Origin of the sequence: Acinetobacter sp. 826659 (genome assembly GCF_000588515.1) — a bacterium.
GTDB lineage: Bacteria > Pseudomonadota > Gammaproteobacteria > Pseudomonadales > Moraxellaceae > Acinetobacter > Acinetobacter pittii.
In genome coordinates, this window is record NZ_JFYD01000005.1 from 251,832 (window position 1) to 276,893 (window position 25,062).

Below are 25,062 nucleotides of genomic sequence, written 5' to 3' on the forward strand. Positions count from 1 at the left end.
AAGTATTTATTTTTATATATTAATGGGACTTTTTCTTACCGCCACCATCTTGTTTGTTGACGGTAGACCATGCAATTCGTTCGGCTTCTTCTTGAGAATGGCCTCTATCTACTTCACTCTCAACAATATGTTTGGCCTGACGTTTTTGCTTTGCTGTATAAGCAGTTTTATCACCGCGAGGCATAATTTCGTCCTCCATATCTATGAACAAGATACTTATTATTGAAACATATCTCGCTATTAAACGAGTTAAGTAACATCTGGTGATGTGTAGTGAAGTAGTTAAAAGTTTTACTCAAGTGTGTATTCTTAAATAGGTGAAAAAGAAATTTATTATTTTTGATAGCTTAAGTATAAATCTTGCAAGAACACTATTATCAAATCTTTGATGATGAATACTTTTTTAAAATCCAAGAACTGCTTTTATTTTAATAAAATAGATTTTGTGTTTTAATATTTAAAATCAAAAACTTATATTATTTTTGTAAAATATAACTCCTGTTTGGAACAAAGTTATTATCGACCTTAATCAATGTTGTAGGTTAATATTTCTCAAGAATTAAAAAAACGACTGATGCGTAAACAAACCTGCGTGTGTGTGTCGTTTTTTTTCATGTATGCTGTCCTTAGTTCAAGAGTTGATTTGAAATGCACTGTGATATTTATAGATCGAGCAAAAAAGATGAAATGTACATGTATATTGCTCGTCCAAACTATCCTGACAATACGGAACAAGCTGATCCGTTTGAAAATGTTCCTGAAGCTGTTTTACAAGCGTTTGGTCGTGCAACGTTTGTCATGCATTTAGAGTTGGCTCCAACACGTAAATTGGCGCGTGTTAATGTTTTACATGTTTTAGACTCATTACAAACAAAAGGTTTCTTTATTCAGATGCCGCCAGAAGGGTTAATTAACCCGAATGCAGTTGAACCAGAGGGCTTACGTGGTGCGTGAAGATCAAACTGGAATAATGAATCAATTATTCTCTTTTTTGGATGTTATTCCTGAAGGTGTTATTGCTTTAACAGCTTATGGAATAGGCGCTATTATTGCTTTGTGGTGTTGGTGGCGATTAATGCGCCGTCTTCCTACCACCTTTGGTGCAATTAGCTGGCTGATTGTATTTGCTATTTTAGTTACACCAACAGTGTCTGAAGGACCGAATGCATCTGTAGCACCTGCTATTTTTGGACTCCTTTTTGGTGTTTTAACTAAAGATAGTCCGTTGATTTGGTCAAATTTATCTTTAATTCTGTTTGTAGTTGGTCTAGGTTTGGTAATTGGATATTGTTGGTCAAAATATTCAACAAACAAAAGCATGCGTTCCATCTAACCATTGAAATAGAAAAATAAGGTCTTTACATGTCTGCTGATACCCAACATTTTACCGGTACAGATCAATATATCGCGACTGATAGTCTTAAGCTTGCTGTAAAAGCAGCTCGTGCTTTGCAAAAGCCTTTACTGATTAAGGGTGAACCGGGCACGGGTAAAACTTTACTTGCTGAACAAGTAGCACAAAGTTTAGGTTTAAAACTGATTACTTGGCATATCAAATCTACAACTAAAGCACAGCAAGGGTTGTATGAATATGATGCAGTTTCTCGTTTAAGAGATAGCCAGTTAGGTGATGACCGAGTTTACGATATTAAGAACTATATTAAACCCGGTAAATTGTGGGAAGCTTTCACCAGTGAAGAGCGTTGCGTATTATTAATTGATGAAATTGATAAGGCCGATATCGAGTTTCCAAATGACTTGTTGCATGAACTCGATAAAATGTCTTTTTATGTTTATGAAACGAATGAAACAATTACGGCAACGCAACGCCCAATTGTAATTATTACTTCAAATAATGAAAAAGAATTACCAGATGCATTCTTGCGTCGTTGCTTCTTCCACTATATTGAGTTTCCAGATGAAGCCACAATGCGAGAAATCATTGCGGTTCATTTCCCAAATATCTCTGCAACACTAGTAAACGAAGCTTTACAGGTTTTCTTTAAACTACGTGAAATTCCTAATTTGAAGAAACCACCATCAACCTCTGAGTTAATTGATTGGTTAAGCTTGCTCATGGCAGATGATATGCCTGAAGATGTATTACGTAATCGAGATACCTCTAAAGCTATTCCACCTTTATATGGTGCTCTCATCAAAAACGAGCAAGATGTACAACTTCTCGAACGCTTGGCTTTCATGTCTCGACGTTAAGGGAGGGAGTAACCCATGTTTGTGCGGTTATTTTACACCTTACGTAAATATGGTGTTCCAGTTACCACTCGTGAACTCATTGATCTAAACCGTGCGGTGAGTGAGGGTTTGGTTTTTGCCGACCAAGAAGAGTTCTATCAGCTTGCTAAAACTATTTTAGTTAAAGATGAGCGCTTTTTTGATAAGTTTGACCGTGCCATGAAAGATTACTTTGATGGCATTGAAACTTTTGATATCGATGAGTTGCTTAAGCAAGTTCATAAATTACCAAAAGACTGGTTCGATTTAGAACTTCTCGAAAAGCATTTAACACCAGAGCAAAGAGCTGAACTTCAAAAAGCAGGTTCTTTAGAAGAACTGATGAAAATGCTAGAAGAGCGTTTACGCGAACAGCATAAGAAACACCAAGGTGGTAACCGTATGGTTGGCACAGGTGGAACTTCACCTTTTGGAGCTTTTGGTGACCATCCAGAAGGCGTCAGAATTGGTGGGCCGGGGCGTAAACGTTCGGCGGTTAAAGTCTGGGAACAGCGGAAATACCAAAATCTAGATGATGACCAAGTTCTTGGAACTCGTCAGATGCAAATTGCGTTACGACGTCTACGCAAATTTGCTCGCCAAGGCGCAGCTGAAGAGTTAGACGTTGATGGAACTATTCGAGAAACAGCTAAACAAGGTATCTTGGATGTTCAGATGGTGCCAGAGCGTCGTAATCGAATAAAAGTACTCATGTTGTTTGATGTGGGTGGTTCGATGGATGCGCACATTGCCCAGTGTGAAAAACTCTTTAGTGCTGCTAAAAGTGAGTTTAAGACACTCGAATACTTCTATTTCCATAATTGTCTCTATGACTATGTCTGGAAAGATAACTACCGCAGAACAGCCACCCGTATGAATACATGGGATCTATTTCACACCTATGGACGCGACTATCGTGTAATTGTAGTGGGCGATGCCAGTATGGCACCGTATGAGTTGAAATCGGTAGGTGGCTCGGTTGAATATATGAATGATGAAACAGGTGAGGTTTGGTTACGTCGCCTACGTCAACATTTTGATAAAACAGCATGGTTAAACCCTGAAACTGAAGGGTATTGGCATTACACTCAAACCATTGGTTGGATTAAAGAGATTTTTGAAAACCATATGTATCCAATGACCCTAAAAGGTATTGAGGATCTGACGCGTTACCTTTCTCGATAAACTTGATAACTTTAATAATTTAAAAAGAGGGATGATATGCAACATCAAATTAATGGTATTGCTTTGCCAAATGAACAGGGATTTTTTGGTGAATATGGAGGCCAATTTATTCCTCCGCATTTAAAAGAAGCAATGGATGAAATTAATGTTGCTTATGAAGAAATTCGACATACACCAGAATTTCAAAATGAATTATCGGACCTCTTTTCAAATTATGTAGGTCGTCCAAGTCCTTTATTTTACGCAAAACGTCTTTCTGAGCAGTTAGGCGGTGCACAAATTTATTTAAAACGTGAAGACTTAAATCACACGGGTGCCCATAAAATTAATCACTGTTTAGGTGAGGCTCTACTTGCCAAATATATGGGCAAAAAGAAAGTTATTGCTGAAACAGGTGCGGGACAGCATGGCGTTGCTTTAGCAACGGCTTGTGCTTTAGTTGGTATTCCATGTGAAATTCACATGGGACAAGTCGATATTGAAAAAGAACACCCTAATGTGGTCAAAATGAAAATTTTGGGTGCTCATTTAGTTTCAGTAACACGTGGTACAGCAACCTTAAAAGATGCTGTAGATAGCGCGTTTGAAGAATATTTAAAAGACCCTAAAAACTTTATTTATGCAATTGGTTCTGTGGTTGGACCACATCCATTTCCAAAAATGGTTCGAGATTTTCAATCGATTATTGGTAATGAAATTAAAGAGCAGACGCATTATCGTTTTGGTAAAAACCCAGATTATGTTGTCGCATGTGTTGGTGGCGGTTCAAATGCAATCGGTGCTTTTACGGCATTTTTAAATGATTCGGATGTGAAATTGGTTGGGGTTGAACCAGCAGGACATGGTTTAGAAACTCACATGCATTCGGCAACTTTAACCTTAGGTAAACCAAGTCAAATTCATGGTATGGCGTGTTACGTGCTTGAAAATGAAGCTGGTGAACCGTTACCCGTGCATTCTATTGCTTCAGGATTGGACTATCCTGGTGTTGGGCCACAGCATAGTTTCTTAAAAGATTTAGGCCGTGTGGAATATAGCACTGCAACTGACCAAGAATGTTTGGATGCTTTTATGACCTTATCTCGTGTAGAAGGAATTGTTCCTGCGCTTGAAAGCTCACACGCTGTCGCATGGGCAATACGAGAAGCACCAAAGCTGTCGAAAGAAACCATGATTGTGGTTAATCTTTCTGGTCGTGGAGACAAAGATTCGGATTATGTGGCAGAAAAACTTAAGCTTTAAACCAACTAAACACAAAAAGCGGTCAAACTTTAAAGACCGCTTTTTTATTTCATAGACGAAATCTATCCTTTGTTAAAAGTTCATTATTTCTTAATTAAAACAAAGTATTCTGATTTTAAGCTGTGATTGTTAGAGATAGGTGTGTAAAACACTGCTTCACAAGGCAAAGCGTTGCGTTGCTTTGTCTCACTCAGTAGAATAGTCACTTTGCAAAATTTGCCTTTGGAGACGCCTAAGTGGAGCGACCGACGATTAGCCCTGAACATTTACAGGAAGCTGCTGAAAATTTATCTACAATTCGAGATTTTATTCGCTTTGGGGTATCAGCATTACGTCAACATGATGCACATTTAGGACAAGGTACTGAAGATTATTTTGCAGAAAGTTCTGCATTAGTTTTACAAACCTTATCTCTTGAATGGTCAGCAGACTCAGAGATTTTAGATGCTAAGCTTTTGCCAAGTGAAAAAGCAGAATTCTTAAGTTTGTTAGAGCGTCGTATTAATGACCGTATTCCGACTTCTTATTTATTAAATTTAGCTTACTTCTTTAATAAGCCATTTTATGTGGATGAGCGTGTACTTATTCCGCGTTCACCAATTGCAGAATTAATTGAACAACGTTTTGCACCATATTGCTTAGATGAAAATGGTCAAATGCGTGAAGCACTTAACAACCTGCCAGAAAATGCAAAACCTAAAACTCCACAGCGTATTTTAGATATGTGTACAGGTTCTGGTTGTATTGCTGTAGCTTTGGCTTATGCATACCCAGATGCGGAAGTAGATGCAACGGACATCTCTAAAGAAGCCTTAGAAGTAGCATCGATTAATGTTGAACACCACAATAAGCAATATCAAGTTGCGTTACTTGAATCTGATTTATTTGCCAAGATTCCAGCTGAAAACCAGTACGATTTAATTGTAAGTAATCCTCCGTATGTTGATGCTGAAGACATGGCTGACTTACCGGAAGAGTTTTTACACGAACCTGAGCTTGCATTGGCAGCAGGCCAAGATGGTTTAGACCTCGTGCGTAAAATGCTTGCTCAAGCAGCAGATTATTTAACTGAAGATGGTTTAATTGTCATTGAAGTGGGTAATTCTGAATGGGCTATGCGCCAAAACTTCAATACGATTGATTTCAACTGGCTTACTTTCCAAAAAGGTGGTTCTGGCATTTTTGCTTTAACCGCAGAACAATGTCGTCGTTATAGAAAACTATTTGAACAGCAACAAGCATAAGGAGTTGTACATATGGCAGGGAACAGTATTGGACAACTCTTTCGCGTAACGACATGTGGCGAGTCTCATGGCGTTGGTTTGATGGCAATTGTTGATGGTGTGCCACCTGGTCTTGAGTTAACCGAAGAAGATCTACAAAAAGATCTGGATCGCCGTAAGCCGGGTACATCAAAATTTGCGACTCAGCGCAAAGAACCTGATCAGGTTGAAATTATTTCTGGTGTGTTTGAGGGTAAAACTACTGGTACGCCAATTGGTTTACTCATTCGTAATACTGACCAAAAATCGAAAGATTACGGCAATATTGCTCAGACTTTTAGACCGGGTCATGCGGACTACACCTATACACAAAAGTATGGTTTCCGTGATTACCGTGGTGGCGGTCGTTCGAGTGCACGTGAAACTGCTATGCGTGTTGCAGCGGGTGCTATTGCTAAAAAATATTTAGCAGAAAAATTTGGTGTATTGATTCGCGGTCATGTTACACAAATTGGTAATGAAGTTGCTGAAAAACTGGATTGGAATGAAGTTCCAAATAATCCATTTTTCTGTGGTGATGTAGATGCTGTTCCTCGTTTTGAAGCATTGGTTACGTCTTTACGTGAACAAGGTACAAGCTGCGGGGCTAAGCTAGAAATTTTAGCTGAAAAAGTTCCTGTAGGCTGGGGGGAACCTGTTTTTGATCGCCTAGATGCTGACATTGCTCATGCCATGATGAGCATTAATGCGGTTAAAGGTGTTGAAATCGGGGATGGTTTCGCAGTTGCTGGGCAATTTGGTCATGAAACACGTGATGAGTTGACGAGTAATGGCTTCTTAGCGAACCATGCAGGCGGTATTTTAGGCGGTATTTCGAGTGGTCAGACCATTCGAGTTGCCATTGCATTAAAACCAACTGCAAGTATTACAACACCAGGTAAAACGATTAATTTAAGCCGTGAAGATACTGATGTATTGACTAAAGGCCGTCATGACCCATGTGTAGGTGTACGAGCAACTCCAATTGCAGAAGCAATGTTGGCTATTGTCCTAATGGATCACTTCCTACGCCATCGTGCACAAAATGCAGATGTTGTTCCACCGTTTGCACCAATTGAACCATAGTCATAATTCTGACTGTAGTAAATTAAGCCCCCATATTTAACTTAAACTTGGGGGCTTTAATTTTTTATCACATTGGGCTCTATTAAATTTTAAATTATTTCCTTGTCTTATAATCTCTATATAAATATAATACCCGCGATTTATTTCTGAATATATTTATCTGCTTAAGTAAAAAATTAAAGTCTTATTAATTTTTATACTTGCGCAAGATATTTATATCTTAAAACTAATTTCATTTAAATTGGTTTTATATAAGTTTATTATATATTTAAATTTTATTACTTTAAACAAATAATTTTCAAAGTCATCATTGAAATTGGGGAAATATCAATGAATCAATGTACATATAGAATTGGCTGTATGTCAAAGGATAAACTATTGCCTAAAAACTTAGAGGCAATGATAAAAGTTATTCATGACTTATCTTTATCCTCTCAGCTATCTGAAAATTGGATATATAGTGATGATAATCCAGATATATATATTATTGATTTAGACAGTGGCTATACAAACATTCTTATTCCTAAAAAAATTAAAATTGTATTAAGTAATAACCCTGAGCTTTTAAAAGGTTATCAATATGGATTAAAGAGACCCTTAAGGTATCAGGAGCTTTTAAAAATTTTATTAGAAATTGAAAATAATGAATATTTTAAAAAATCTTATCGAGAACGAATAGAAAATATAACTGCTACAGATCCGTTTGAGACAAAAATTCTATACAAACTTGTTTGTTATCCAAACTTTAAAAATATTCATGCAGAGCAGATTGTTAATGTTACTAGAGTTTGTGCTTTATTATCTATTGAATCAAAGACAGTCCAAGAAATTAAAAAATTCTTGAACTTATCTGTAGATGAAATACAAAAAATTATAGAGATTATTAAAAAAGAGGCTTATCCGAACTATGAAACGATACATGAGAATATTGTCTCGATATTACCGTTTTCAAATGAAGTTGTTCAGACAACACCTCCAAGGATGGAGCAAAACTTATTACTCTATTTTATAAATAAACTTTGGAAGAAGTTAAAAGGAGAATTCTGATGAACTGGAATTTTTTAGATTAGAGTAGGTATGTTTTAATCTTAACTAAACCATTCTTAATTTAATATTAAGAACTAAAGAAAATATTTAGTACATATTAAATCTAGATTACATTTTAGCTTTACCACGGATGGAAAAGCTAAATAGAGAATTCTTTCATTATTTTAATTCAAAAGATTAATATCAAAAGCAAATAATGTAATCACTAGTTAAAAGTTATCCTCAATAGTTATTTTCCATTTTAAGTCAAATCTACAATTTGTTCTTCATTTACAGCAATCTTATATTGATTACGTCCATTGGTTTTTGCTTTATATAATGCATGATCAGCTCGTGCCACAAAAGCAGAAATAGAATCGTTTAGACGTGGAATTGTGGTTGCGACTCCTACACTAATAGTGACATGTGGTGAAACATCACTACATGGGTGTTTAATCGCAATTTTATTAATCGCTTTCATTAAACGTTCGACTTGTATTAAAGCTTGCTGAGAATTTGTCATTGGAAATAGTAGTAAAAACTCTTCACCACCATAACGAGCAACTAAATCTCCACTACGAGCAGCAATAGAAGAAATAGCAATTGCGATTTCTTTTAAACATTCATCACCTTTGAGATGTCCTAGCGTGTCATTGTATGCTTTAAAATAATCGATATCGACCATCATAATAGTGAGTGGGGTTTCGTGTCGTAATGCACGGCGCCATTCATTATCCAAGGTTTCATCTAGATAACGTCGATTGGCTAAACCAGTAAGTGCATCTTGCTGCGAAAGTAAGGATAACTGCTGCGCTTGTTGCATGAGCTCAATGCGGTTCAGCTCAATCATACAGTTCTGTAAATAGTTTTCTCGATGTTGACGGTCCGTTGCATAGGCGAGGGTCATTCCCAAAAAACTACTAAAAGTGTAAGTTCGGTTTAAGAACGTCCAGTCGATCACACCATTTAAGTAGTTGCTTACTAAAATTCCAACCAGTCCTCCCATCCATCCAGCAAATATGGCGGTATAAAAGCGCATACCAACAGCACCATAAATAATAACGATTGCATACATCATGGCAGCATGAAAAAGAACATTATCTTGTCCATTCTCAATAACGTTAATTAAAATAAAAGTAATTGCTACCGCTAAAGCCGAGCCAACTCCTACATAATAATCAAAATACTGATTTAATTTTTTAATAAATGATAAAATCCAAGCGATAAGAACAATTACACCAACCCAAGAATAATAGCTAAACCAGGATAAAACTTGTTCACTTGGTAAAACTTGATATATACCAAAGCTTAAAAATATATATAATATTAAAATAATAGGCGCTCTATAGCGGAACTCATAGGCAGCACCGTTTTGGTATTGAAAACGATAAATCGTTTCAAGCTGCTTTGGAAACCATACAAAGTTTAATCCTCGTGTGGTTAATAAATCTATTTGTTCCTGTCCCAATATATTGGAACCCTGCAACTTCATAATTAATGCTCTCTATATTGGAAGTTGTCATAAAATGAGACTTATTTTAAGTAAAGTTCCATCTAAAAATATTGATTATATAATGTGTGGTTTATTCAAAATAATAATACAGATTTTTTAAAAAAGTAATGATTTTTATCTATGTTAAATGTGATAAAAATCACGACATTTCAATGATTAGCCTAATAATTATCTAAAGTTCTCCAATCCATCGAAAAAAGTTACAAATGGTCGATTAACGATTGTATCTTTATCATTTTCGGATAGACTTATAGCGTGAAATACAGATGATTGCTGTCATATAAATAGGAAAATTAGCAATGACTGCTCTAAATCAATATGGAATGAATTTAGAAATTACGCCGCATAATGGATGGTCACAACGGTTCTGGGACGACCTGTTACCAGCTAAAGAACGGGTGAGTAAACATCCGTTTTTTACGGAAATGGCCAATGGGGGATTGAGCCTAGATAGTTTCCGTTATGCTCTACTTAATTTCTATCCATTAGTCGCCCATTTCCCGTCATATATGGCTGGAGCATTGGGGAAAGCGACTGGATTTTCTGAACCGGGAGTTACTGAAGCGCGAGATTGGTTAATTCAAAATATTAAGGTAGAAGAGCGACACTTAAAATGGTATCGCGATTGGGCTGGAGGTTTTGGCTTAACAGTTGAAGAACTTGATCATGTACGACCACCCGCTGCTATGAATGCTGTAAACCATTTTCTATGGAATATGAGTCATCGAGGCAATTTGGCAGAATGTCTGGCTGCAACAAATTTGGCGATTGAATGGGCAACTGGAGATTGGTCTATTCAGGTGTATAAAGGGATTCATACTTATACAGATCATCCTGAAGTCACGATTGATAAGCGTTCTTTAGCTTGGTTACGCGCGCATGCACATTATGATGATCTTCATCCTTATGAAGCTATGGAGCTGATTAAGCGCTTATGCAATGATCGTCCTGACTGGCAGCAAAAAGCATTTCATGCTGCTGAAGAAGGACTGCGGTATTACGAATTAGCTTTGGACGACTGCTATAGGGTACAGCTTCAAGCTACTGCTTGATCTAGCCTTAAAAAGGGAGAATATCGTATGGATATTCTCCCTTTCATTTTATTCGAGCAACTTTAAGAGTTTAGTTCGATAAGGTGTTTCTTCGGGTAATAATTCAAGTAAACGTTCAACAGCATCTACACGGTCTGGTACACGACTGACTACTCGCAATAATTGATCAATATCTTCAATTTGATAAATCACATGACTCAAACGAGCGTCAAAACAATCTCTCCATGCGCATAAAAAAGGACTTTCTGATTTAGCTAAGAAACTTCCTCTATAGAGTGTAAGCGTAGTTGATGTAAAACCAAGGTTTAAGGCTTGTTCGGCCATTAAAAAATCACATTGAATTTCGCAGTTAAGTCTATATGGTCGTGACTCGATAACGTCGGGTATTAAGTTTCTGAGTTGAGAAAGTTCTGCTTTTAAAGTAGTGGTACTTACAGGCCGATCACCATATAAAGCATAGTGAAGTTCTTCAAGATTAATCCCTTCGGGACAAAGGGTTAGAATACACAGAATCTCAATTTGACGTTGAGTCAATGTAAGGCTGTGTTGGTTATATTGAACTTTAGGAGTACCGAAGGCTTTAATATATAGGATATTTTTCTGATGAAGTTGAATTGCTTGTTTAACAATGTCAGCACAACGCTCTACTGCTAAAACTCCCAGTGAATTATGTTTTTGATATTTGGTCGATAAATTCATAATTCCATAAAACTGACCTGTATTTGCATCAGTTATTGGGGCAGCATAACAGACCCAGTCTCTGACACTATTCATTTGGTTTTCATGAGAGTAAACACAGCTTGCAGAATGTGTATTTAATGCTAAACCAATGGCATTTTGGCCTACAGCCTGAATAGACCACTGGCCACCTTCGACAAAGTGTACTTGCTCTGCCGATGAGCGCATAGGATGACTACTCCATGTCCAAAGTAGAGTACCATGAGGATCAGTTACACCAATGGCCATATCGGCATCTTCGGCAATATGCATTAAGTTGCGATGGCACTCGTGAATCGAACGACCAAATAATGAGTGTTCCCATTCCTCACCCAGATCAAACAAAGGTGCTGCTTCAAGGTCAAGTGATGGTTTTTTTCCTAATTGTTTAGAATGAGATGAGGATTCCGACCGAAATAAGGACGGACTAGTGTCTATTAAAGGCGATGATAATTGTTCTGACATATCCATATCGAAATTCCTTTATCATTGAAATGGCGTATCCGTAGCCGCTCAACAGTTATAACTTTCTTATTGTGACTATTTCCTAGTTATCTCCTTACCTTAAATAATTTTATAAGTCTTGACCATTATCCTATTGGATAAGTTTTGTTAATTGCCTAATCATTAAGATAAGACATCTTGTCGGCTGAAAGGCTTTGGCACTTCTTCTCCGAAATATTGTCGATCAGCAAAATAGCTAGAACGAACCATAGGTGCACTCCAAATATTTTTAAAACCTAATCGCTTACCGTGTCGGGTATATCGTTCAAATTCTTGTAAATTTACAAACCGATGAATAGGCGCATGTGATTTTGAAGGCTGAAGATATTGACCAATCGTGACAAGATCGACTTGATAGTCTTTTAAATCGTTGAGTAGGGCAAGCACTTCAGCCTCTATTTCTCCTAATCCAACCATCAGGCCAGACTTGGTTTTGATATCGGGACAATATGCTTTAAAGCGTTTAAGTAACTCAAGCGAATGTTGATAATCTGAACCGGGGCGCATCGCTTTATATAAACGAGGAACCGTCTCAATATTATGATTAAACACATCTGGAGGAGATAAGCTCAAAGTTGAAAGCGCTGTCTCTAAACGACCGCGAAAATCTGGTACTAAAATCTCAATCAATGTTTCTGGACAACGTTTTCTAATTTCTTCAATACACTTTACAAAATGTGCAGCGCCGCCATCATGTAGATCATCGCGGTCTACAGAGGTAATCACGACATACTTTAAGTTTAGATTTGCGACTGTTTCTGCCAGATGCTTAGGTTCATCTTCATCCAGCGGTTTTGGACGACCATGAGCGACATCACAAAATGGGCAGCGACGAGTGCAGATATCGCCCATAATCATAAATGTTGCCGTACCTCCACCAAAACATTCCGGTAAATTTGGACACGCCGCTTCTTCGCAAACACTGTGTAATTTCTGTTGGCGCAGCAAATTTTTTATGCGTTTAATTTCTTCAAAATCGGTTATTTTTGCTCTAATCCAGTCAGGTTTAGTCGGTAACTCTTCTGTAGGTAAAATTTTAATTGGAATGCGAGCAACTTTATCCGCTCCTCTTAATTTAATACCAGTTTCTATTTGCCTTTTTAAGTCCATATATGAAATTCCATTTTATATTAAATAATATTTAACTAGACTCTATATAATAAAAATCCTTATAATTTAAATAAAGGATATGGAGTTTATTAATGAGCATAGTACACAGCTAATATTATAAATTAATAAAGGTTGGTTAAAGTTTTGTTTCGCAAGCCAATGAAATGTATTAAAATTTTTTAATTTTATTTTTGCTATGCAAGTTTTTGAAAAATAAAAAATAATAACCATAAAAACCATTTAAAACTTTTTAGTCTAATAGCATATTAAATTAAATTGAGCTTTATTATTTATAGCGAAATATATAACTCTCGCTGAAACTTGGTTGATTTTTAATAATCAAGATAATAAAGGAAAAGGATATGCAATTAACGGAAGAGCAATTACTCGCAGCATATAAACGCATGCGCGATATTCGTGAATTTGAGGATCGACTTCACGAAGAAAATACCAATGGTGATATTCCTGGCTTTATTCACTTATACAGTGGTGAAGAAGCTGTAGCAGTCGGGATTTGCGAAAATTTAACCGACAAAGACTATATCACTTCAACACATCGTGGACATGGACACTGTATTGCAAAAGGCTGTGACATTCACGCCATGATGCTGGAAATTTTCGGTAAAGATGACGGGCTATGCCGTGGAAAAGGCGGTTCTATGCATATTGCCGATTTAGATAAAGGTATGCTCGGTGCCAATGGGATTGTGGGTGGTGGACCTCCTTTAGCAATTGGTGCGGCGTTGACAGCGAAAACCTTAAAGACTGGTGGGGTCGGACTGTCTTTTACAGGCGATGGTGGTTCAAACCAAGGTCTTACTTTTGAAGCGATGAATATGGCTGTTGTACTTAAACTTCCAGTAATTTTCGTTTTCGAAAATAACGGCTTTGGTGAAGGAACAGGGCATGATTACGCAGTAGGAAGCAAAGACATTGCTGGTCGTGCCGCAGGTTTTGGTTTACCTGCAGTTAAAGTTGATGGTACAGACTTCTTTGCCGTTTATGAAGCCGCTCAAACTGCTATTGAACGTGCACGTCGTGGTGAAGGTCCAAGTGTGATTGAAACCATTACAAACCGTTTTTATGGCCACTTCGAAGGTGACCCTGGCTTGATTCGTTCTAAAGAAGAAGTAGAGTTCATCAAAGAAAATAAAGATCCTTTGAAAATTTTCCGCGAAAAAGTCAAAGGCAAAATTGATGAAGCCAAACTAGACGAGATTGATGCAGCTTCTAAGGCAAATGTTGATGATGCCGTTGCTAAAGCTCGTGCTGCGGCTTATCCAAAACCAGAACAACTCCTTACTGACGTCTATGTCTCTTACTAAAGGAATAGTAAAGATGCCAAATAAAAGTTTTCGTAATGCAATTAAAGAAGCCATTGAATCAGAAATGCGCCGTGATCCAACCGTATTTGTTGTTGGTGAAGATGTTCGTGGTGGGCACGGCGGTAAAAATACCGAAGAGAACGAGCTTGAAGGCTTCGGTGGGGTACTTGGTGTAACCAAAGGTTTATGGACGGAGTTTGGTTCAGAACGTGTGATTGATACACCAATTACCGAGTCTGCAATTATCGGTATGGCCGCCGGTGCGGCTGCAACAGGTTTACGTCCTGTTGCTGATTTAATGTTTATGGATTTCTATGGCGTGTGCCATGACATGCTCTATAACCAAGCCGCTAAATTCCGTTATATGTTTGGCGGAAAAGCAAAAGCACCAATGGTTGTACGTGGCATGATTGGCGCTGGTTTTTCTGCGGCAGCCCAGCATTCTCAGTCACCATATAACGTATTTGCTGCGGTTCCGGGCTTAAAAGTTGTAGTGCCATCTAGCCCATATGATGTGAAAGGGCTATTAATTCAGGCCATTCGTGATGACGACCCTGTAGTGTTCTGTGAGCATAAAATGCTTTATGACATTAAAGGCGAAGTTCCAGATGATGCCTATACCATTCCTTTTGGTGTAGCAAATTACACCCGTGAAGGGACAGACGTGACCATTATTGCTTTAGGCTTGATGGTACATCGTGCTAATGAAGTGGCAGACAAATTGGCAAAAGATGGTATTTCGGTTGAAGTGGTAGACCCTCGTACAATTTCACCTCTGGATGAAGAAGGGATTTTAGAGTCTGTTGCATCGACTGGGCGTGTGGTTATTGTGGATGAATCAGCAGCACGCTGTGGTTTTGGTCATGATGTTGCTGCACTGATTGCCCAAAAAGGTTTCCACTATTTGAAAGCACCTGTTGAACTCGTAACGCCACCACATACGCCTGTTCCATTCTCTCCAGTTTTAGAAAAAGAATGGATTCCAAGTGTAGAGCGTATTGAGCAAGCTGTGCGAAAAACATTGGAGGCTTAGGATGAGCGAAATTAAAACGCTGGAGATCCCGAAATGGGGATTATCCATGGAAGAAGGCACGATTGCCCAATGGTTGATTAAAGAAGGCGATAGCTTTAATAAAGGCGATGAAATTTGTGAAATTGAAACCACAAAAATCGTCAATGTATTAGAAGCGCCTTTTGCGGGAACTCTCCGTAAAATTTTAGCGAAAGATGGTGATACTTTACCTGTTGGTGGTCTTATTGCTGTATGTGCTGAAAGCCAAGTTTCTGATGCAGAAATTGAGCAGTTTATTGCATCACTAGGTGGTTCAGCAGCTAAAGCCCCTGAAACACCTTCGGAGCAAAGTAAAGCAGAAACATCTGCACCTGTTGCTGAAAAAGCAGAACAACCACATTCTGTAGCTGCAAGTGCTCCAGTTCCAGTAAAGACTGCTAAAGGTGACTACGCTGTACCCGAGTCATTACAAGGCTATCAAGCATCTGATGAGTTGTTTACAACACCGCATGCGTTAAAGCTTGCAGAAAAGCACAATGTAAACTTGGAAAAAGTCACAGGTTCTGGTCGTGAAGGACGTATTAGTGTTCAAGACATCCAGAAAGCTGTGCAGGGTGCTGGTGGTCAGTGGCCTGATATTAAGCAGCAAACTCAAGCTAAAGTAGTTAAATCTACGGCCAATGATAGCCAGGTTTTAGCGACACCTGTAGCACGGCGCTTAGCAAAGCAATGGGGCATTAACCTAAATGACTGCCGTGTTTCAGGTACTCGTGGCCGTGTCTGTAAAGAAGATGTTGAGGCAGTTTACTATCGTAATAACCCAACGTCGGTAAATGAACAATCTACTCAATGTGCTGTTGCTCAACCACAATCGACAATTACGACTGTGGCGATGAATGGGATGCGTAAAGCGATTGCTTCACGGTTACAGACTGCAAAACGTAATGCACCGCATTTCCGCTTGGTGGTCGATCTCAACGTAGAGGCTTTGCAAAAACTACGTAAGCAGATTAATGAGACTGTTCCACAAGTGAAACTTTCAATTAATGACATGCTAATTAAAGCAGCTGCAGCGGCACTGATTAAAGTACCTGAGGTAAACGTTCAATTTGATGAGGCTACTCAATCAATTTTACAGTTCTCTCAAGCGGATATTTCGGTGGCCGTCGCGATTCCAAACGGTTTAATTACACCCATTGTGAAAGCTGCGAATCAAAAATCTTTGGCACAAATTTCCGATGACATGCGTGATTTGGCAACCCGTGCTAAGACTGGCAAGTTACAACCTGACGAGTTTCAGGGGGGGAGCTTTAGCATTTCAAATTTAGGAATGTTAGGCATTAAGCAGTTCGACGCCATTATTAATCCACCGCAAGGTGCAATTATGGCATTAGGTGCTTCTGAATCACGTGCTGTTGTTGAAAATGGCAATGTAGTGGTTCGTGAGATTGTCACAGCGACATTGTCATGTGATCACAGAGTCATTGATGGCGCAGTTGGGGCGAAATTCTTGGCCAGCTTTAAGCAGTTTGTTGAAAACCCTGCTTTAATTTTGGTGTAGGAGAACCCGCATGTCAGAAGCTCAATTTGATTTAATTGTGATTGGCGCGGGACCGGGTGGGTATGTGGCTGCAATTCGTGCAGCCCAGCTCGGGTTAAAAACCGCAATTGTAGAAGAGCAACATTTAGGCGGAATTTGCCTAAACTGGGGCTGTATTCCAACTAAAGCTTTGCTTGCAGGTGCAGAGCTCGCAACCCAGTTTAAACATGCAGGACAGTTTGGTTTTCAGGTATCTCAACTCGATTTTGATATTCAAAAGCTTGTGCAACATAGCAGACAAGTGTCAGCTCAGCTGGTACAAGGTATTGATTACTTGCTGAAAAAGAATCAGGTGACTTTTTTTAATGGTCGCGCTCAACTTACAGCTAAAGAAAAAATTGAAGTGACCGATGCTCAAGGTAACAGTCAGGCTTTGAGTGCGCCACATATTATTTTGGCAACTGGAGCTAAAGCTCGACATGTTCCTCAACTTCCTGTCGATGGAACGTACGTCTGGAGCTATAAAGAAGCACTGGTTCCAGAAAAGTTACCAAAAAGCTTATTGGTTGTAGGCTCAGGTGCAATTGGCAGTGAGTTTGCTAGCCTTTATCAAGACTTGGGTTGTCAGGTGACATTAATTGATTTAGCCAAGCAGATTTTACCAACTGAAGATGTGGAAGTTGCTCAATTTGTCAGAAAACAGTTTGAACAAAAAGGAATGAAAGTCTTAACCGATGCTGTCGTTCAAAGTATTCAAATTGAAAATGGTCAAGTTCACTGTGTGGTTGAAACGGCAAATGATATTCAAACGCTTGTTTTTGACCGCGTGCTTTCGGCAATTGGTGTACAGCCGAATACCACCGGGCTAGGACTGGAACGTTTAGGTGTAGAACTCAACCCACAAGGTTTTGTGGCAATTGATGACTATTGTAAAACCAACGTAGCGGGGCTTTATGCAATTGGTGATGTGGCTGGTGCACCGTGTCTTGCCCATAAAGCAAGCCATGAAGCCATGATATGTGTCGAGAAAATCGCTGGTGTAACAAACGACCATTCACTCGATCGTAGCCAGATACCGGGTTGTATTTTTACACATCCACAAGTGGCGAGTATTGGTCTAACAGAAAATGCAGCAAAAGCTAAGAATCTACCTATACGTATTGGTAAGTTTTCTTTAACTGCAAATGGTAAAGCTTTAGCAATTGGAGATGCGTCAGGTTTCGTTAAAACGGTGGTACATGCAGAAACGGGTGAATTACTTGGTGCACATATGGTAGGCCATGAAGTGACTGAACATATCCAAGGCTTTGCGATTGCCAAATATCTAGAAGCAACTGATGAAAGTTTAGCTCAGGTGATTTTCCCACATCCAACCTTATCAGAAGCCATGCATGAGTCCATTTTGGCCTCAATGCAACGAGCGATTCATATGTAGAAATTCTACATTTACAGGAGTTGAACATGGTTAAGGGATTAAAAAATAAAGTCGTTTTAGTGACTGGGGCAGCTCAAGGCATTGGCCGTGGGATTGCCCTGCGCTTGGCGCAAGAAGGGGCACATATTGCATTAGTGGATATGAAACAAGATCGACTGAACGATGTGCAGCAGGAAATTCAGGCTTTAGGTGTAAATGTAAGCACATTTATTGCCGATGTCAGTGACCGCGAGCAAGTGTATGCAGCTATAAATCATGCTGAGCAGACACTTGGTCGGTTTGATGTCATGATTAATAACGCTGGAATTGCCCAAGTTCAAGCGATTGCGGATATCACACCTGATGAATTTGAAAAAATTGTTGATATTAATATTGGTGGAGTGCTGTGGGGCATACAGGCTGCTGCTGCAAAATTTAAGCAACGCCAACATAAAGGTAAAATCATTAATGCTTGCTCAATTGCAGGCCATGATGGGTTTGCTTTACTAGGTATTTACTCGGCAACCAAATTTGCGGTACGAGCACTTACCCAAGCCGCGGCAAAAGAATATGCTAGTCACGGTATTACAGTAAATGGATATTGCCCCGGAATTGTCGGAACTGATATGTGGGTTGAAATCGATAAACGTTTTGCTGAAATTACCGGTGCAGCAATTGGTGAAACTTATAAAAAATATGTAGAAGGCATTGCCTTAGGTAGAGCGCAAACGCCAGACGATGTAGCTGCATTAGTTGCTTTTCTGGCAAGTGAAGATTCGGACTATATTACGGGTCAATCCATTTTAACGGACGGTGGAATTGTCTATCGCTAAAACAACATCCTGATTTGAGGGAGATAATAATGAAAGCAGCGCGTTTTTATGACAGAGGCGATATTCGTATTGAAGATATCCCTGAACCAGAAGTGACTCCCGGCACTGTAGGCATTAAGGTAGCTTGGTGTGGAATCTGTGGTACAGATTTGCATGAGTTTATGGAAGGGCCAATTTTTATTCCACCGTGTGGACATCCACATCCTATTTCAGGTGAATCTGCGCCGATTACCATGGGACATGAATTTTCAGGTGTAGTCTATGCAGTTGGTGAAGGTGTTGATGATATTGAAATTGGTCAGCATGTAGTCGTAGAGCCTTATATTGTGGCCGATGATGTACCGACCGGACCGGGCGATAATTATCATCTTTCCAAAAATATGAACTTCATTGGTTTAGGCGGTCGTGGCGGTGGCTTATCGGAGAAAATTGCGGTTAAACGCCGTTGGGTGCATCCAATTTCCAATAAAATTCCACTGGATCAGGCGGCCTTAATTGAACCGTTATCGGTAGGTCATCATGCCTATGTGCGCAGTGGTGCAAAGGCTGGTGACATTGCACTGGTTGGCGGAGCCGGCCCAATTGGTTTATTGCTTTCGGCAATTTTAAAAGCGAAAGGGCTTAAGGTCATCATTACTGAGCTAAGTGCAAAACGTAAAGAAAAAGCCAAAGAGTCGGGTGTTGCAGATTATATTTTAGACCCGTCAGAAGTTGATGTTGTTTCTGAGGTCATAAAAATCACTAATGGCGATGGTGTTGATGTCGCGTTTGAATGTAGTAGCGTTAACAAGGTGTTAGATACTTTGGTCGCGGCAGTCAAACCAACAGGTGTGATTGTTATTGTTTCGATTTGGAGCCATCCAGCATCAATTAATGTGCATAGTGTAGTAATGAAAGAGCTTGATGTAAGAGGCACTATTGCCTACGTAAATGACCATCAAGAAACCATTAAACTGGTCGAAGAAGGTAAAATAAATCTGGAACCTTTTATTACCCAGCGCATTCAACTTGATGATTTGATTTCAAAAGGTTTTGAAACCTTAATTCATAACAATGAATCAGCCGTTAAGATTATTGTACATCCATAAATAGACACTTAAGCCTATAAAAAAGAGCGATGATTCGCTCTTTTTTATTAAAGTAAGTTGTTGTTTTGAGCTTCAATAATAGGGGGTAATGGCTGTCCTAAAGAACTTAGAGACTCACGTTCAATCAAACGCACAATAGAGTCGAGCGGTAAATCATTTTCTTGCAAACCGAAAGGTTCTTCAATTTGAGCGCTTAATGCATCTAGTCCTAAAAACATATAAGCGATTAAGCCGACAATAAGCGGTGTCCAAATACCTAAAGCTGCTTCAAGGCTAAAAGGTAAGATGAAACAGAAACAGTAAACAGCGCGATGTAAAAGTACTGAATATGAATAGGGCAAAGGTGTGCCAGCAATTCGGTCACAACCCGCTTGAATATTACCTAGCTCAACAATATGGCGTGTCAGAGTGCCATAGATAATGTCACTAATGTCGTCGTCTTTTAGAGCTTTGACTAAATCTTTTTGAATATTTTCAAGTACAAACTGAGGTGCATTAATATGCTCATTTAAATAATTAAGTGAAGAGTTATTTAAATAGGCATGCTCAAGAAATTTGGTGGGTTCGACTGTTTGTTGACGTAAACGATCACGCAATAAATTACTAAAAATTAAGACCTGATGAATTAAATGTTCACGTTGTTCATTAGATAAAACATGGCTATCTCTAACAATATGTCTAGCATTGGCAATTAGTGCACCCCAGAGCTTGCGACCTTCCCACCACCGGTCATAACACGCGTTATTTCTAAAACCTGTACAAATCGAAAGAATCACACCAAAGATGGTAAATCCGATCGCAGGTACGGTAGGGATTTGAATCCAATGATAATAAGAGAGCCAGACCACACATGCTGAAATAAGTACCACAAAACTCAGTGCAGGCAAAACCTTCGGCAAAATTGTTCCTTTCCAAGCAAATAATAATTTAAATACATTGCTTTTATCACGGACAATCATATAAAGCCTTTGAACTAACGAACCTAACCAAATGCAATATGATACGCCTTAGACGAACTAAATACCTAGCTAAAGCTTATGCTTTTGTCTGTATCGCCAAAGAGTAGTGCGGCTAATTCCAAAAATATTCGCGACCATATTCAGGTTATGGTTATATTTTTCTAAAGCGGCTTGCACATTTTCTGGACTAAGCTCTGCATTTGTCTCGGGGAATTTAACGTAATCATCTGCATTTAAGAGTTCATTTGGTAAGTCTTCGACTTCAATTTCATCTTTACCATTTGCCATGGTTAAAGCATAAAGCAGAGTGTTTTTAAGCTCACGAACATTTCCTGGCCAGTCATAATTCAATAAAACTTGCATGGCTTTTTGATTGACATGTCGAGGCATTGTATCGAGTTGAGTGGAGCTCTCTTTTAAAATCTGATCGACAATGAGTGGAATATCGACTTTTCGTTCTCTGAGTGGTGGTATAAAAATTGGAATCACACGCAAACGGTAGAGTAAATCATGACGGAAACGCCCAGCCTTAGCCTCTTCGCGTAGCGCCTTATGCGTTGCAGTGATAATACGGACATTGGCTTGAATTGGTTTTTTACCACCTACAGGAGTAAATTTACCTGTTTCTAACACCCCTAATAATTTAGCTTGAAGCTCTAAAGGAATCTCGGCAATTTCATCCAGAAACAGTGTTCCACCTGCGGCACGTTCAAAAACGCCTTTATGGTCACGAATTGCTCCCGTAAAAGCACCTTTCACATGTCCAAAAAGTTCACTCTCTAGAATATTGGCATTAAGAGCTGCACAGTTAATCGCTACAAAAATCTTATTTTTACGTTGGCTATAATCATGAATTGCTTTTGCCACAAGTTCTTTACCACTACCAGATTCGCCGCGGACGAGCACTGGAAACTCAGTAATTGCCACTCTTTGAATAATTGAAAACATACGAGTCATTTCTGGTGAAAAACTATTGAAAACTTTAGCCAAGTCTTGCAATTGTTCTGTTAGCTCTACTTGATCAGCAATATCATTCTCTATGCTAACGGGCTGTAGAATATGCAATTTCCCGATAATGCGATGCTCTGCGATGTAAATATCATTTTCCTGATAGATGAATCGCTTTCTCATTTTTGGAGTATTGATTTCGAGATATTGATTATGATGATCTTGAGTAAGCGCTGCCATACTCTCTAAAGAAATATCGTCTGTATTAAATTTATAGTGAATTGCTTGAGTCGTTGTTTCTGCTAAAAACAGACTCGCATTTGGGAATAAAGCTTTTAATTGCTCAAATAAAATAAAAAAATCTTGTTCTGACTCAAAATTTAACTTTGCCATTTCATGTGTTTCACAATCGTTTCATTGAAACATACTTGAGTTTCAAAGGAACATCAAGTTGAGTTTGTTTTCTAAATTTAATTCAACTTATTGTTTTAAATATTTGATTTTTATATTTATTATTTAATTTCAAATAATTGGCATCTTATTTGCAAAATATAGGAAAGAAATAAACTATTAGGGTATAAATCATGTTCTTTAAGCAGTTTTTTGAAAAAGAAAGTTCGACTTATACATATATGCTTGGGTGTGAAGAAACACGAGGGGCTGTTTTAATTGACCCAGTTGCATCAGATATAGAGATTTATGCAAAAGAATTAGAGCAGCATCAATTTACACTCATCTATACCTTAGATACTCATGTTCATGCAGACCATATTACCGCTGCAGATTTACTTCGCGAACGTTTCCATTGCAAATCGGTTTTACATCGAAACTCAGAAGTAAGTTGCGGAGACATTTTAATTACTGATGGTTGCATGCTTAAAGTTGGCAACCTCAGTATTGAGGCGCGTTACACACCAGGTCATACCAATGCTTGTACGAGTTACTTGGTTGAAAACATGGTTTTCACTGGTGATGCATTATTAATTGACGGCTGTGGTCGAACCGATTTCCAGCAAGGTAATGCAGGCACACTTTATGACAGTATTCATAAACAACTTTTCAGTCTACCTGACGACACTACTGTGTATCCGGGGCACGATTACAAAGGTCGCCTGTCTTCAACGATTGGTTATGAACGCTTAAATAATTCACGTTTAGGTCAGAATCGCTCACGAGAAGATTTTATTGAATTAATGAATAACTTAAATCTGCCATATCCAAAACAAATCGATAAAGCACTTCCTGCCAATCAGGCTTGCGGCTCAATTTCACAATTATAAGGTGGCAATATGGAACTTAAACGAGTTAATCAAGATTTTTATGTTGCTGACCAGATTACTGCCAACGATATTGCAAAAATTGCAGTCCAAGGAATAAAAACTCTGATATGTAACCGACCAGATGGAGAAGGTGCAGATCAACCCAATGTGATTGAAATTGAAGAAGCAGCTCAGCGGCATAGCCTAAACGTAATCTATCAGCCTGTGACCAGTGGCAAAATTACCGATCAACAAGTTACCGAGTTTAAGCAGCTTTATCAGAATGCTCAGAAGCCCGTTTTAGCATATTGTCGCTCTGGTATGCGTGCAATCAGTTTGTGGGCTTTGGCCGAAGTTGAGCCAAAAGATACAGCGCTGTTAGTAGAAGCTGGTAATAAGCTTGGGTTTAATTTGAAAGGCTTGGTGCCACGTATTTTAAAACGTGATCATGAACCAGCGACAATTCCTTCTTATAGCGTTGTGATTGTGGGCGCTGGAGCAGCTGGAGTTTCTGTTGCATCAAGCTTACTGTCTCGGGAACCTCATTTAGATATTGTCATTATTGATCCGGCAGATACCCATTATTATCAACCGGGTTGGACTATGGTCGGTGGTGGTATTTTTAAACCACAAGTAACCGCACGCTCAATGGCAAGTGTGATTCCTTCAAAAGTAAAATGGATGAAAGCCGCCGTTGCTGGATTTGACCCTGAGCATAATCAGGTCATTTTGGAAGGATGCCAACCCATTCAATATAAAGCTTTGGTCGTCTGTCCCGGTTTAAAACTGAATTGGCATGGCATTGAAGGTTTAGTCGAAACCTTAGGAAAAAATGGGGTGACGTCTAACTATCGTTATGATTTAGCGCCGTATACATGGGAATTGGTGCAACGGCTAAACGGTGGAAAGGCAATCTTTACCCAGCCACCTATGCCGATTAAATGTGCCGGTGCTCCTCAAAAAGCAATGTACCTTTCAGCCGACTATTGGTTAAAGCAAGGCAAACTTAAAGATATCTCTATTCATTTTTATAACTCAGGCGGTGTTTTATTTGGTGTGAAAGAATATGTGCCTGCACTAATGCAATACGTCGAAAAATATGGCTCTGAACTGCATTTTAACCATCAACTTGTCAAAGTAGATGGGCCTGCAAAAAAAGCATGGTTTAAGGTAGTGAACAATGAAAATACAGCATTGGTCGAGACTGATTTCGATATGTTGCATGTTGTTCCACCGCAACAAGCCCCAGACTTTATTCGTGCCAGCACACTCACTGATGAAGCAGGCTGGGTGAGCGTGAATCCTCAAACCCTACAACATACACAACATGCCAATATTTTTGCTTTAGGCGATGTAATGAATGCACCTAATGCCAAAACTGCTGCTGCGGCACGAGCACAAGCTCCGATCGTTGCAGTAAATGTTCTCGCACAACTGAACGGTGAGCAAAATTTATGTGAATACAACGGCTATGGCTCATGTCCACTCACCGTAGAGCGTGGAAAAATCGTTCTGGCTGAGTTTGGCTACGGCGGCAAATTACTTCCAAGTTTTCCGAAATGGATAATTGATGGGCAAAAGCCATCTCGTTTGGCTTGGCTACTTAAAGAACAGATTTTACCACCGATTTATTGGCAAGGCATGCTTAAAGGCCGCGAGTGGATGGTCAAACCTGAGCGAGGTTAAGCAAAGCAACGCTTTGTACGAGCGCAAGGCGAGAGCTATGCTCGAGTTAAGGGGATAAGTAAAGCAACG

General features: G+C 39.0%; 23 protein-coding genes. 17 read left to right on the forward strand and 6 right to left on the reverse strand.

Annotation, left to right across the window (positions count from 1 at the left end):
* Positions 1-19: 19 nt before the first annotated feature.
* Positions 20-184 carry a hypothetical protein gene (locus J663_RS18965; RefSeq protein ID WP_002113596.1) on the reverse strand — a complete coding sequence of 55 codons (165 nt, stop codon included), beginning with the start codon at positions 182-184 and terminating at the stop codon, positions 20-22.
* Positions 185-648: 464 nt separating this feature from the next.
* Here J663_RS18965 and J663_RS12245 point away from each other — a divergent pair, with 464 nt between their 5' ends.
* The 8 genes from J663_RS12245 to J663_RS12280 all read left to right on the forward strand — a co-directional run bounded on the left by J663_RS12245 (position 649) and on the right by J663_RS12280 (position 8,054).
* Complete coding sequence (locus J663_RS12245; protein WP_005069366.1) at positions 649-954, forward strand: YcgL domain-containing protein; 306 nt, start codon at positions 649-651, stop codon at positions 952-954.
* Positions 947-1,333 (forward strand): hypothetical protein, encoded by a 387-nt coding sequence (locus tag J663_RS12250; protein ID WP_002113949.1) that lies wholly within the window; start codon positions 947-949, stop codon positions 1,331-1,333. The genes J663_RS12245 and J663_RS12250 overlap by 8 nt, the downstream gene beginning before the upstream one ends.
* Positions 1,334-1,362: 29 nt before the next feature.
* Positions 1,363-2,214 carry an AAA family ATPase gene (locus J663_RS12255; RefSeq protein WP_002113662.1) on the forward strand — a complete coding sequence of 284 codons (852 nt, stop codon included), beginning with the start codon at positions 1,363-1,365 and terminating at the stop codon, positions 2,212-2,214.
* Between the two features lie 15 nt (positions 2,215-2,229).
* On the forward strand, positions 2,230-3,417 hold the full coding sequence (locus tag J663_RS12260) for a vWA domain-containing protein (protein ID WP_002113937.1): 1,188 nt from the start codon (positions 2,230-2,232) through the stop codon (positions 3,415-3,417).
* Between the two features lie 36 nt (positions 3,418-3,453).
* Positions 3,454-4,659 carry a tryptophan synthase subunit beta gene (trpB, locus tag J663_RS12265; RefSeq protein WP_033849972.1) on the forward strand — a complete coding sequence of 402 codons (1,206 nt, stop codon included), beginning with the start codon at positions 3,454-3,456 and terminating at the stop codon, positions 4,657-4,659.
* 236 nt (positions 4,660-4,895) lie between these two features.
* Positions 4,896-5,903 carry a 50S ribosomal protein L3 N(5)-glutamine methyltransferase gene (gene prmB / locus J663_RS12270; protein WP_002113580.1) on the forward strand — a complete coding sequence of 336 codons (1,008 nt, stop codon included), beginning with the start codon at positions 4,896-4,898 and terminating at the stop codon, positions 5,901-5,903.
* Positions 5,904-5,915: 12 nt separating this feature from the next.
* Positions 5,916-7,007 carry a chorismate synthase gene (gene aroC, locus J663_RS12275; protein WP_002113712.1) on the forward strand — a complete coding sequence of 364 codons (1,092 nt, stop codon included), beginning with the start codon at positions 5,916-5,918 and terminating at the stop codon, positions 7,005-7,007.
* 330 nt (positions 7,008-7,337) lie between these two features.
* Positions 7,338-8,054, forward strand: coding sequence for a hypothetical protein (locus tag J663_RS12280; protein ID WP_017401713.1), 717 nt, complete (start codon positions 7,338-7,340; stop codon positions 8,052-8,054).
* Between the two features lie 241 nt (positions 8,055-8,295).
* Here J663_RS12280 and J663_RS12285 read toward each other — a convergent pair whose 3' ends face one another.
* The gene (locus J663_RS12285) at positions 8,296-9,525 is read right to left on the reverse strand and encodes a GGDEF domain-containing protein (protein WP_033849974.1); all 1,230 of its coding nucleotides are present in this window, start codon (positions 9,523-9,525) and stop codon (positions 8,296-8,298) included.
* 320 nt (positions 9,526-9,845) lie between these two features.
* On the opposite strand from J663_RS12285, the gene J663_RS12290 reads away from it, so the two are divergent.
* On the forward strand, positions 9,846-10,598 hold the full coding sequence (locus tag J663_RS12290; protein WP_033849975.1) for a TenA family transcriptional regulator: 753 nt from the start codon (positions 9,846-9,848) through the stop codon (positions 10,596-10,598).
* A gap of 48 nt (positions 10,599-10,646) precedes the next feature.
* On the opposite strand, the gene J663_RS12295 is transcribed toward J663_RS12290, so the two are convergent.
* Positions 10,647-11,786, reverse strand: coding sequence for a hypothetical protein (locus J663_RS12295; protein WP_033849977.1), 1,140 nt, complete (start codon positions 11,784-11,786; stop codon positions 10,647-10,649).
* Positions 11,787-11,942: 156 nt separating this feature from the next.
* The gene (gene lipA, locus J663_RS12300) at positions 11,943-12,929 is read right to left on the reverse strand and encodes a lipoyl synthase (protein WP_032057480.1); all 987 of its coding nucleotides are present in this window, start codon (positions 12,927-12,929) and stop codon (positions 11,943-11,945) included.
* A gap of 362 nt (positions 12,930-13,291) precedes the next feature.
* Between lipA and J663_RS12305 the strand changes: the two genes are divergently transcribed.
* Genes J663_RS12305 through J663_RS12330 form a run of 6 tightly spaced genes read left to right on the forward strand, consistent with a single transcriptional unit; the run spans position 13,292 to position 20,141 of the window.
* Positions 13,292-14,254, forward strand: a complete 963-nt coding sequence (locus J663_RS12305; protein WP_001177517.1) for a thiamine pyrophosphate-dependent dehydrogenase E1 component subunit alpha — start codon at positions 13,292-13,294, stop codon at positions 14,252-14,254.
* Between the two features lie 13 nt (positions 14,255-14,267).
* Entirely contained in the window at positions 14,268-15,287 is a 1,020-nt protein-coding gene (locus J663_RS12310) for an alpha-ketoacid dehydrogenase subunit beta (protein WP_001133051.1), read from the forward strand.
* Position 15,288: 1 nt separating this feature from the next.
* Positions 15,289-16,827: a 2-oxo acid dehydrogenase subunit E2 gene (locus tag J663_RS12315; RefSeq protein ID WP_033849980.1), complete on the forward strand. Its 1,539-nt coding sequence runs from the start codon at positions 15,289-15,291 to the stop codon at positions 16,825-16,827.
* Positions 16,828-16,837: 10 nt separating this feature from the next.
* On the forward strand, positions 16,838-18,241 hold the full coding sequence (lpdA, locus tag J663_RS12320) for a dihydrolipoyl dehydrogenase (RefSeq protein WP_033849982.1): 1,404 nt from the start codon (positions 16,838-16,840) through the stop codon (positions 18,239-18,241).
* Positions 18,242-18,267: 26 nt separating this feature from the next.
* Complete coding sequence (locus J663_RS12325) at positions 18,268-19,053, forward strand: acetoin reductase (protein ID WP_033849984.1); 786 nt, start codon at positions 18,268-18,270, stop codon at positions 19,051-19,053.
* A 29-nt stretch (positions 19,054-19,082) separates the two neighbouring features.
* Positions 19,083-20,141, forward strand: a complete 1,059-nt coding sequence (locus tag J663_RS12330; protein ID WP_033849986.1) for a 2,3-butanediol dehydrogenase — start codon at positions 19,083-19,085, stop codon at positions 20,139-20,141.
* Positions 20,142-20,188: 47 nt separating this feature from the next.
* Here the strand turns inward: J663_RS12330 and J663_RS12335 are convergent, their stop codons facing one another.
* Positions 20,189-21,100: a bestrophin family protein gene (locus J663_RS12335; RefSeq protein WP_033849987.1), complete on the reverse strand. Its 912-nt coding sequence runs from the start codon at positions 21,098-21,100 to the stop codon at positions 20,189-20,191.
* A 69-nt stretch (positions 21,101-21,169) separates the two neighbouring features.
* The gene (locus tag J663_RS12340; RefSeq protein ID WP_033849990.1) at positions 21,170-22,441 is read right to left on the reverse strand and encodes a sigma-54 interaction domain-containing protein; all 1,272 of its coding nucleotides are present in this window, start codon (positions 22,439-22,441) and stop codon (positions 21,170-21,172) included.
* Between the two features lie 191 nt (positions 22,442-22,632).
* Between J663_RS12340 and J663_RS12345 the strand changes: the two genes are divergently transcribed.
* Together J663_RS12345 and J663_RS12350 are read left to right on the forward strand one after the other, a co-directional pair.
* Positions 22,633-23,328: an MBL fold metallo-hydrolase gene (locus J663_RS12345; protein WP_033849991.1), complete on the forward strand. Its 696-nt coding sequence runs from the start codon at positions 22,633-22,635 to the stop codon at positions 23,326-23,328.
* A gap of 9 nt (positions 23,329-23,337) precedes the next feature.
* Positions 23,338-24,993 (forward strand): bifunctional protein tyrosine phosphatase family protein/NAD(P)/FAD-dependent oxidoreductase, encoded by a 1,656-nt coding sequence (locus tag J663_RS12350; RefSeq protein WP_033849992.1) that lies wholly within the window; start codon positions 23,338-23,340, stop codon positions 24,991-24,993.
* Positions 24,994-25,062: the final 69 nt, after the last annotated feature.